The organism is Leisingera sp. JC1 (assembly GCF_001679925.1).
In the GTDB taxonomy this organism is placed as follows: domain Bacteria; phylum Pseudomonadota; class Alphaproteobacteria; order Rhodobacterales; family Rhodobacteraceae; genus Leisingera.
In genome coordinates this window covers 171039-179953 of the sequence record NZ_LYUZ01000136.1, presented here as the reverse complement: position 1 = coordinate 179953, position 8915 = coordinate 171039, and the positions used below count along the sequence as shown (strand labels likewise).

Sequence of the window (8915 nt, the reverse complement as noted above, 5' to 3'; positions counted from 1 at the left end):
CTTACCGTCTTGCGGTCGAGCCCGGTCTGCCGCGCGATTGCGCTGATGCCAAGGCCCTGCCGCTTCAATTCAAAGATCATCACGATCTCCCTCAATCCCACCACCTGCGAGCCTTTCCATTGGCCTCTACAGGGGAAGTATGCGCGACCGATGATCAGGGGGGCATGCCCCCCTGATCATCGGCATCGGCGCCAAACTGGGGAATTTTCATCCAGCCGTTTTGGGGAGATTACGTCCAGCACTCACAGATCAACGGTGAGAGCCGGGCAATCGCACCGAGGAACTCCCGCCCCTCCGTCCGGGACAAGCTGCAAAGGGACCTGTCACCGTACTGGCTAGCGAACAGCCCAACTGAGTATCTGACGGACTTGAAGCCGCCGGGCCGAAGCTCATTACTCCTCCTGTTAGTATATACTCTGCTCGCATCACGGATCAGGGTTTTCTCGCGGGATACCAATCGGTTGAACTCAGGGCGCTCCAGAACTGTACCTGAGTGCTCCAGAGTGGCCCGCAGGCGGTCAAGAGCGGCCTCCGGCTCCGTTGCCCATCCCGGGACGCTTGCGCGGCTCTCCGGGGCAGAGAGTGCGTCTTCGGCCTCTGACCGTATCCTTGCCACCAGCGTCTCGTAGCGGGCGTTTATCTCCGCTGCCCGGGCGCGGGCTGTCGAAGTGTCCCGGGTCTTCAACGATTGCTTCAAGGCTTGCTGACCGAGCACAACGGCAACATCCTTGGGGTAGTTGCGCCGATAAAGCCACGTATGGCCTTTCAAGTACGCATACTTGATCTGAGCAGACATAGCGCCTCCTCCTTCTAGCTAGATTGTTGGGATTTGGGGCGTCAGTCGCCCTCGTAGACCCTCAGGATCAGGTCGAAGCCCGGCTCGCCGTATTCGCCTTCCAGTGGTCCGTTCAGTGAGTAGCCGCCCACGCAGTCGTCAAAGACTTCAGTGATCCGAAACAGGTGCTCCGGCCAGTCTTCAGACGCGCGAATGACCACCACATCGTCGGGTTGCAGGTCCAATTCAGTCATCGCCGTTCTTCCAGGCCGACACGACTGCCAGCAGCACGAGGGCCGAGACGGCGGGATGAGAGCGGGAGACAACCCAGAGAACTGTGGTCAGCACAGCTTTCGGCGGCGGAGACAAAAGAAAACCCCCGGCGAGGACGCCGAGGGCAGATAGGTGCTTCATTGTACAAACTCCTGTGATTGCTTTCTATTTTAGATGCATCAAAGGGCTCGGTTTGTTCGATTAAAGAAGACACGATGCTTGGCTGGAACAGTACTTTTTAAGAAAAGCTGATTGTTGCTGTGCGTGCACGCATTCGCTAGGCTTCTACTAAAGCGATAGCACTTGAGGATTTTCTATGACGACTATGCCTGATTTCGTTGAGTTCGGAGCACCCGCTCGTCTTTTTCCAGCTCTGGCCGAAACAAACCGGGAGCGTCGGGTAACTTCGATCTTCTTAGCCGTCCTCGCCCAGGTTCACCCAATGGCGGTGGAAGTTTTATCGAGCGTGGGTCAGAGAGTGGGAGTGAGGACGAAAATATCAACTTTCACTGAGGTGGTATTGAAGGAAAAGACCGGAAACAACTGCCGTCCTGACGGGCTTATAGTCTTGGAGACGGGTAGCCGTCGTTGGTCAGCCTTGGTCGAGACGAAAATTGCGCGAAACGAGCTTACAGAAGAACAGGTCACAAAATACATCGAACTCGCTCGTGCAAACGGGGTAGACGCGGTCATTACGGTTTCCAACCAATTCGTCTCGCGAGCGGATCATTCTCCCGTACCTGTTTCCAAGAAACTCCTAAGAAAAACGGATCTGTTTCATTGGTCGTGGTCATGGCTGGCTACGCAATGCGAGCTGCTTTCCTTGCAGGACGGCGTCGAGGACGCGGAGCAGATGTTTCTGATGAGAGAGCTGATGGAGTTTCTTGACCATCCTTCAACAGGGGTGGAGCGCTTCACTCAGATGGGGCCAGAGTGGAAAAGTCTTGTTCAGTCCGTTTCCAACGAAACTGTCCTTAAACGAACGTCACCAGAAGTCGAAGAAGCAGTGGCTTGCTGGCACGCTGAGGAGCGTGACTTAAGTTTGCACCTATCTACAAATATTAAAACTGCAGTATCGGTCAAAATCGAGCGGAAGCTGCGGGATGACCCCGGACTTCGTGCACGAGAAGCGGCACAGGCTTTAGTCGAAAACCGGACGCTCACCAGCATATTTCAGGTGCCGAACTTGGCGGGAGACATCAATGTTGTTGCAAACCTCGGGCTGCGAACCATTTCCGCTTCAATGGTCCTCAAGGCTCCAGGCGACAGGAAGTCGACTAAAGCACGGATTAACTGGGTGTTGCGCATGCTGCCGGAGGATGACGAAAGACTTTTACTGTCGGCGCTTTGGCCTGGACGAGTTTCTCCGACCACACGTAGCGTTGCTGAACTTCGTACAGACCCCTTGCTGCTTCAAACCGACAATCCAGATCTAGTTCCTCATAGTTTTGAAGTGAAGCTTGTAGAGAGAACCGGAGCTAGGTTCTCTGGGCGCAAAACGTTTATCGAGGATCTGGAGGTTATTGTCCCTAAGTTCTATGAATTAGCAGCTGCTCATTTGAGAGCTTGGCAACCAGCTCCCCCCCAACCGATCAAAAAAGTGACGCTGGAAGAGGGTGAAACACCAATTGAGGATTTCAACTAGTCCGCAATCTCCTGCAGCAAACCCACCCGACACACCGCGCCACGTCCACGGTCGAAATCAACTGCTAGCGGGCCTCCAGAGGTCTGCTGGCGGGTCGTTAGTTACCGAGTTGCCCCAGGCTTCACTACGTTTCGCCCCAGGAACTGCCCCAGATTTGCTAGCGGTTCGGCTAAGGCGATGAAGCGGATCGGGACGCAAGGCTTCCTACCACCCCAGCCATCGGCCTTTCCGCAAACAGAAAAAGACGTTGGTGGCTCCGACAGAGCCGGATCATTAGCCGCAACGGCTTCAGGCGCCAGCCTGGCGGCTGAGCCAGGCAGCGAGCTTGCGCGCCTCCGGGCGGAGCACGCCTGAGCGGGTCACGACATGATACCCCCGGTCCTCGCCCTCGGTGAACAAGGCGCACAGGCGGCCCGCCTGAAGGTCCTCTTCGACGAACGCCTGGACACTGACCGCAACCCCCTGCCCTGCGCGCACCGCCTGCATCAGCAGATTGCCGGGCAACCGGGTCCGGGAACCGCGCAGGCTGTCCGTGACGCCCCGCGATTCCAGCCAGCGCGAAGCCTCCGTCGTGCCCAGTTCCTCCAGCCAGGGCAGGTCCAGCAAATCCTCCGGCGCGGCCACCCGGCGCCCCCTCAGCAGGCTGTCCGCGGCGATCACCACCATGGGCGACTGCAGCAGCATCCGGGTGTCCATCCCCGGCCAGTTGCCGTCGCCATAGCGGATGGCCAGGTCGATCCCGCCCGGCTTCAGCTCCACAATCTCGCCCCGAGGATCCAGCACCAGGTCGATCTCCGCGTGGCTGGCCTGAAATTCCGCCAGCCGCGGCATCAGCCAATGGGCGGCAAACATCGGCGTGCAGGTGACATGCAGCGGCCGCGCCGCGCCGGCAGCGGAAATTTCCTGCACCGCAGCCTCGATCGCGCCGAACCCCAGTTGCAGCGCCCGGGCCAGATGGGCACCGTCCGCTGTCAATGCCAGCGCCCGGCCGCTGCGGTCCAACAGCCGCGCGCCCAGATGCGCCTCCAGTGCCCGCAGCTGCTGGCTTATGGCAGCGTGGCTGACATTCAGCGCGGCGCCTGCCTGCACCACATTTCCTGTCTCAGCAAAGGCAGTAAAAGCCCTGAGCGCCGCAAGCGGCGGCATGTGCAGCCAATCCATATGTAATCAGCCCTTACATAATGACATTCTTCTTAACTCGCAGGAATCGCACATTCAGGCAAGAGTCGGGATCACACGCCAGAACAGGAGGCCGTGACATGCTGAATGATATCTATGCCCGTTCGATGATGACCGCCGCCCGCCAGGACTGTGTGCGGCTGGGCGATCTGCCGCCCGCCGAGCCGCTGCCGCGCGCCTACCAGGCACCGCCCCGCGCCCCGGGTCTGCTGGCCAGGCTCACCGCATGGCTGCGCGGGCGGCCGCTGCGGGTCCGCTGCGTCAACCCGCAGAAGATTTAGGACGAAAAAAGCGCCGGTTTTCCAGGAAACGCGCGAACAGATCGGAAAACCGGCGCATGACCCGTTTGGCCTGCACGTCGGCCTCGCGGGATTTCTTGCTGCCCAGGAGGGGTATTGGCCAAGCAGCAATCTCTTTCACCTGCGGTTTTACCCTGCTTGCGGGCTGCAAAGTTTGATGCGGATCAAACTGGTGAAAAAAATTTGCCCGGCTGCGGTAGAAAACTACCCTCTCCTGATGACCCAGTCACAGAGCGAACAGACGGCAGCGGATGCCCGCGCACCGCTGTCACCAGACGAAGTCGGAGCACTTGCGCATCTCTACCGCGGAGAGATTTACCGCAGCACGGTCTGGCGCACCCGGCTCGACACCACCACCAACTGGTCCGTGGTAACACTGGGGGTGGCCCTGTCGATCTCCTATTCCTCGCCCGAGGCCTCGCCGCTGCCGCTGATCCTGGTGGGCGTGCTGATCATCTTCTTCCTGATGCTGGAGGCCCGCCGCTACCGCTATTTCAACGTGTTCCGGGCCCGCGCCCGCTGGATGGAGACGCATTTCTACACTCCGATGCTGGTGGAGGGCGACCTGCACTTGGAGGAGCACTGGCAGGACGTGCTGGCCGCCGATTACCTGCGGCCCGAGTACCACGTTGGCGTGATGACCGCGATTGGACGGCGGATCCGGCGCAATTACTTCTGGATCCTGCTGATCCAGTCGATGGCCTATGCGGGCAAGCTGGCCGTGCACCCCACGGGCGTAACCAGCTGGCAGCAGGCCCTGGACCGCGCCGACATCGGCCCCTTCCCGGGCGAGCTGGTGCTGGGCACCGGCGTCTTCTACGTGGTGCTGTGGGGCGGCATCGCCTGGTGGAGCGCCCGCACCGACGCCGCCCGCGCCAGTAAGCGCAAGTCAATGACGTCAATGGGCTGAGAGCGGCAGCCTACGCTGGCCACAGCCACCAGACATACGCAGCGTAACCCACCAGCAGTGCTGCACCCTCGCGCCGGGACACACGCAAACCGGTCCAAGCCAGCGTGAGGAATCCCAGCGTCACACCCAGCATCACCACGTTGTCAAAGCCAGCAATCCGCTCCGGCACCTCCGAGGGGGCAATCAGTGCGGTGGCGCCGCCAATACCCAGGATGTTGTAGATGTTGGAGCCGATGATATTGCCGAACGCCATCTCCCCCTGACGCCGCAGTGCTGCCGCAACCGAGGTCGCAAGCTCTGGCGCCGACGTGCCCAACGCAACAATGGTGAGGCCGATCACCGTTTCGGACACCTGCATCATGTGCGCCAGTTCAACCGCACCGTCCACCAGCAGCCCGCCGCCGCCGATCACCAACGCCAGCCCGCCCAGGGCCGTACCCAGCGGCCGCCACAGCGGCAGCCGGACCGGGGTTGCAGCTGTGAGTGCCGGATCCACGCCCTCCAGCGCCGCGGCCTTGTCGAACAGTGCCCCGTGTTCAGCTGCCGGCGCCGTTCTCTCCTGACGGATGGCAAACCAGACATAGGCCGCCAGCACCAGCACAAATGCCAGCCCGGCAGCCCGCGTCACCGGAACTGTCGCCGCCAGCAGAGCAAATACCGCCGTTGCCGCCAGCATCACACCGCCATCGCGCCGCAGCGCTGCCGACTGCACCGCAATCGGCGCAATCAGCGCCGACAGGCCGGCGATCAGCAGGATATTGGCAATGTTGGAGCCGGTGATGTTGCCATAGGCAATGCCGGGCGCGCCGGCCAGCGCCGCGCGCACCGAGGTCACCAGCTCTGGCGCCGAGGTGCCGAAGCCCACCAGGGTCAGCCCGATCACCAGCGGCGACACGCCGAACCGCTCCGCAACCTGCACCGCGCCGCGCACCAGAAACTCGCCGCCGAGGATCAGCAGCAGCAGCCCGCCCACAAGCGGCAGCCAGATATCAAACACGTAAGACCCTTCCAAATACGGCACCCGGATTGTCCGGAGCCAGCCGCCGCCGCCCCGCTGACCGCCGCCCGCAACCGTGCCGCAGACAGCATCAGGCACTTCTGGCATGAAAATGAGATCGCCCTGTCCTCACCTTCAAGTGGCTGGAAGAGAAAATTCGCTTCTTCCGAAAGAGGCCTCCGCACAGCCTTCTCCGCCGCGGCGGCAGGCGCGTTGAGCAAAAACCAGCGCACACGGGCTGCAAGATGGCAAAAGACCGCCTGCCAAGGGCGGATTATGCGCCCCCGGTACCCGCAGGCCTTTCCTCTGCGGAAGCTGAGTTATCTTATTTCACAAGTGCTGCTGCCGGCTTCCCGGCTCCAACTGTTAGAAGGTATGTGTGTTATGAAAAGCAAATGTCTCACCGCCCTGCTCCTCTTTTCCGCCGCCGCCACGCCTGCATTTGCCGGCGACTGGGAAGGCGGCTACGCAGGCGGCCAGATCGGATACGGATCCGGGGATTTCGACCTCGGCACGCTCACCGATCTCGACACCGATGGCGCCGTGGGAGGTTTTGCCATCGGCTACCTCTGGGATCTGGGCGATTGGGCAATCGGCCCCGAACTGCAATATGATTTCACCGATCTTTCGATCAATTCCGGCGGCGCAACCGGCGATTTCGATGGGATCGCCCGGCTGAAACTCCGGGCCGGCTATGATCTGGGCGATGGGCTGCTCTACGGCACGCTCGGCTTTGCCTACACCAATTTTGACGGGCTGTCGGGTGTGACCAGCATTGATTTCGACGATCCTGGATATGTCATCGGCTTCGGCTACGACCACCAGATCAACGACCAATGGGTGATCGGCGGCGAATATCAGCATCACAAGTTTGATGACTTCGGCACCGACGGCAATGATGTTGATTTCGGTACCCTGCATTTCCGGGCAATGTTCAGATTCTGAACCGCCAGCCAGTAGTGTTGCACAGAGAAAGGGGCCGCAATCCGCGGCCCCTTTGCTGTTTCTGATTCCGGTGCTGCTTACTCGCCGCCGCCCAGCTGGTGGACGTAGGACGAAACCGCGCGGATTTCCGCCTCTGTCAGACGGGTGTTCCAGGCCGGCATCACGCCATAGCGCGAGTTGCTGACGGTCTCGGTCAGGGTGGCGTAGTCGCCGCCATAGAGCCAGATCGCATCTGCCAGGTTCGGCGCGCCCTGTGCGCGGTCGCCAGTGCCGTCTTCCATGTGGCAGGAGGCGCAGTTGTCGGCGAAGACAACGGAACCCGCCTCAACCTTGGACGCGTCCTGCGGCTCACCCGACAGCGACATCACATAGTTGACCACCTGAGAGATCTCCTCCTTCTCAAGCAGCTCGTCGCGGCCGAATGCAGGCATCTCGGAATAGCGCGCTTCGTCGCTGTCCTCGTTGCGGATGCCGTGGCTGACGGTGGTGTGGATGTCCTCCACCGAACCGCCCCAGAGCCAGTCGTCATCCAGCAGGTTCGGATAACCCTTGGCACCCGCCGCACCAGAGCCGTGGCACTGGGCGCACCAGGTCTTGAACACGGCGGAACCGGCAGACACCGCGTAGGAGCCCAGTTCCGGGTCTTCCGCAATGGCGGTCAGATCAGCCGCTTCCAGCTTGGCGTTGATCGGCGCGTTGGCTTCTTCCACCGCAGTGATCTCCGCCGCGACATCGGCGCGGGTTGACCAGCCCAGCACCCCGGCGGTGGCGCCGTTGATCAGCGGCCATGCCGGATAGGCGATGGTGTACAGCACGCCCCAGATGATGGTGGCATAGAAGGTCCACAGCCACCAGCGCGGCATCGGGTTGTCGAATTCCTCGATCCCGTCCCACTCGTGGCCGGTGGTGTTCGGATCGCCTTCGAATTTCTGCGATTTCTTGCTCATGCCCTCGCCTCCTTAGTCGCGGCGGGTTGGTCCTGGCTGGGTGCAGGTGCGTCATCATGCCGGAACGGGATGTTTGCGGTGTCCTTGTAGGCCTTGGTGCTGCCCGGGCGGAACGCCCAGACAATCACACCAATGAAGAAGGTGAACAGGAACAGCAGCATCCAGCTGTCGGCGAACTGCCTGAGGAGTGTATAGAGTTCCATCTCTGCCCCTCCCTCAGCGGCTCGCGTCCGGGGTGAAGGTCGAGAAGTCGACCAGCGTGCCCAGCATCTGCAGATAAGCGATCAGCGCATCGGCCTCGGAGATCCCCGGCTGACCATCGAAGTTGCGCACATTGATATCCTCGCCATAGCGCTCCAGCAGCCCGTCATAGTCGCTGTCCGGATCGGCTTGGGCGCGGAAGTCAGCCTGTGCGGCTTCGATCATCTCGTCCGTGTAGGGCGTGCCCAGGAGCGCGTTGGTGGCCATGATGTCGCCGATGTACTTGCCGTCGATCTTCTTCTCTTCGAGGAAGCCGTATTTCGGCATCACCGATTCCGGCACCACCGACTGCGGATCACGCAGGTGGTCTGCGTGCCACTCGTCCGAGTAGCGGCCGCCGACGCGGGCCAGATCCGGCCCGGTCCGCTTGGAGCCCCACTGGAACGGGCGGTCATACATCGACTCCGCCGCCAGCGAATAGTGGCCGTAGCGCTCGACCTCGTCGCGCATCGGACGGATCATCTGGCTGTGGCAGACATAGCAGCCTTCCCGGATATAGACCTCGCGGCCCGCCATCTCGAGCGGGGTGTAGGGACGCATGCCCTCCACCTTCTCGATGGTGTTTTCCAGGTAGAACAGCGGTGCAATCTGCACCAGGCCGCCGATAGTCACGACCAGGAAGCTGAAGATCAGCAGCAGGGTCGCGTTGGTCTCGAGGATCTTATGTTTGTCGAGAATAGACAT

Annotated in this window: 12 protein-coding genes; 4 read left to right on the top strand and 8 right to left on the bottom strand. The window is 61.1% G+C overall.

Features of this window, described 5'->3' with window-relative positions:
• Positions 1-229: 229 nt before the first annotated feature.
• The 3 genes from A9D60_RS22830 to A9D60_RS26740 are packed head-to-tail and all read right to left on the bottom strand — an operon-like array spanning position 230 to position 1189.
• Positions 230-796 (bottom strand): DUF6538 domain-containing protein, encoded by a 567-nt coding sequence (locus tag A9D60_RS22830; RefSeq protein WP_065269704.1) that lies wholly within the window; start codon positions 794-796, stop codon positions 230-232.
• Positions 797-837: 41 nt separating this feature from the next.
• Positions 838-1029 carry a hypothetical protein gene (locus tag A9D60_RS22825; protein ID WP_065269703.1) on the bottom strand — a complete coding sequence of 64 codons (192 nt, stop codon included), beginning with the start codon at positions 1027-1029 and terminating at the stop codon, positions 838-840.
• A complete protein-coding gene (locus A9D60_RS26740) occupies positions 1022-1189 on the bottom strand; it encodes a hypothetical protein (RefSeq protein WP_175393019.1) in 168 nt (55 codons plus the stop codon). The genes A9D60_RS22825 and A9D60_RS26740 overlap by 8 nt, the downstream gene beginning before the upstream one ends.
• A 175-nt stretch (positions 1190-1364) precedes the next feature.
• On the opposite strand from A9D60_RS26740, the gene A9D60_RS22820 reads away from it, so the two are divergent.
• Positions 1365-2693, top strand: a complete 1329-nt coding sequence (locus A9D60_RS22820; RefSeq protein ID WP_065269702.1) for a hypothetical protein — start codon at positions 1365-1367, stop codon at positions 2691-2693.
• 288 nt (positions 2694-2981) lie between these two features.
• Here the strand turns inward: A9D60_RS22820 and A9D60_RS22815 are convergent, their stop codons facing one another.
• A complete protein-coding gene (locus A9D60_RS22815; protein WP_065269701.1) occupies positions 2982-3854 on the bottom strand; it encodes a LysR family transcriptional regulator in 873 nt (290 codons plus the stop codon).
• 98 nt (positions 3855-3952) lie between these two features.
• Between A9D60_RS22815 and A9D60_RS22810 the strand changes: the two genes are divergently transcribed.
• Both A9D60_RS22810 and A9D60_RS22805 read left to right on the top strand, forming a co-directional pair.
• A complete protein-coding gene (locus A9D60_RS22810) occupies positions 3953-4153 on the top strand; it encodes a hypothetical protein (RefSeq protein WP_065269700.1) in 201 nt (66 codons plus the stop codon).
• Between the two features lie 235 nt (positions 4154-4388).
• A complete protein-coding gene (locus A9D60_RS22805; protein WP_065269720.1) occupies positions 4389-5081 on the top strand; it encodes a DUF2270 domain-containing protein in 693 nt (230 codons plus the stop codon).
• A 10-nt stretch (positions 5082-5091) separates the two neighbouring features.
• Here the strand turns inward: A9D60_RS22805 and A9D60_RS22800 are convergent, their stop codons facing one another.
• Complete coding sequence (locus tag A9D60_RS22800) at positions 5092-6078, bottom strand: calcium/sodium antiporter (protein ID WP_065269719.1); 987 nt, start codon at positions 6076-6078, stop codon at positions 5092-5094.
• Between the two features lie 384 nt (positions 6079-6462).
• Here A9D60_RS22800 and A9D60_RS22795 point away from each other — a divergent pair, with 384 nt between their 5' ends.
• Entirely contained in the window at positions 6463-7023 is a 561-nt protein-coding gene (locus A9D60_RS22795; RefSeq protein WP_065269699.1) for an outer membrane protein, read from the top strand.
• Between the two features lie 77 nt (positions 7024-7100).
• On the opposite strand, the gene ccoP is transcribed toward A9D60_RS22795, so the two are convergent.
• From ccoP to ccoO, 3 genes are read right to left on the bottom strand one after another with little or no spacing between them, the layout of a single operon-like run.
• Positions 7101-7970 (bottom strand): cytochrome-c oxidase, cbb3-type subunit III, encoded by an 870-nt coding sequence (ccoP, locus tag A9D60_RS22790; RefSeq protein ID WP_065269698.1) that lies wholly within the window; start codon positions 7968-7970, stop codon positions 7101-7103.
• Entirely contained in the window at positions 7967-8173 is a 207-nt protein-coding gene (locus tag A9D60_RS22785) for a CcoQ/FixQ family Cbb3-type cytochrome c oxidase assembly chaperone (protein WP_019298205.1), read from the bottom strand. The genes ccoP and A9D60_RS22785 overlap by 4 nt, the downstream gene beginning before the upstream one ends.
• Before the next feature lie 13 nt (positions 8174-8186).
• Entirely contained in the window at positions 8187-8915 is a 729-nt protein-coding gene (gene ccoO / locus A9D60_RS22780) for a cytochrome-c oxidase, cbb3-type subunit II (protein WP_065269697.1), read from the bottom strand.

Coding starts and splice junctions, on each gene's coding strand:
- A9D60_RS22820 (WP_065269702.1), top strand. CDS start 1,365: ATGACGACTATGCCTGATTTCGTTGAGTTCGGAGCACCCGCTCGTCTT.
- A9D60_RS26740 (WP_175393019.1), bottom strand. CDS start 1,189: ATGAAGCACCTATCTGCCCTCGGCGTCCTCGCCGGGGGTTTTCTTTTG.
- A9D60_RS22815 (WP_065269701.1), bottom strand. CDS start 3,854: ATGGATTGGCTGCACATGCCGCCGCTTGCGGCGCTCAGGGCTTTTACT.
- A9D60_RS22805 (WP_065269720.1), top strand. CDS start 4,389: ATGACCCAGTCACAGAGCGAACAGACGGCAGCGGATGCCCGCGCACCG.
- A9D60_RS22825 (WP_065269703.1), bottom strand. CDS start 1,029: ATGACTGAATTGGACCTGCAACCCGACGATGTGGTGGTCATTCGCGCG.
- A9D60_RS22810 (WP_065269700.1), top strand. CDS start 3,953: ATGCTGAATGATATCTATGCCCGTTCGATGATGACCGCCGCCCGCCAG.
- ccoP (WP_065269698.1), bottom strand. CDS start 7,970: ATGAGCAAGAAATCGCAGAAATTCGAAGGCGATCCGAACACCACCGGC.
- A9D60_RS22830 (WP_065269704.1), bottom strand. CDS start 796: ATGTCTGCTCAGATCAAGTATGCGTACTTGAAAGGCCATACGTGGCTT.
- A9D60_RS22795 (WP_065269699.1), top strand. CDS start 6,463: ATGAAAAGCAAATGTCTCACCGCCCTGCTCCTCTTTTCCGCCGCCGCC.
- A9D60_RS22785 (WP_019298205.1), bottom strand. CDS start 8,173: ATGGAACTCTATACACTCCTCAGGCAGTTCGCCGACAGCTGGATGCTG.
- ccoO (WP_065269697.1), bottom strand. CDS start 8,915: ATGTCTATTCTCGACAAACATAAGATCCTCGAGACCAACGCGACCCTG.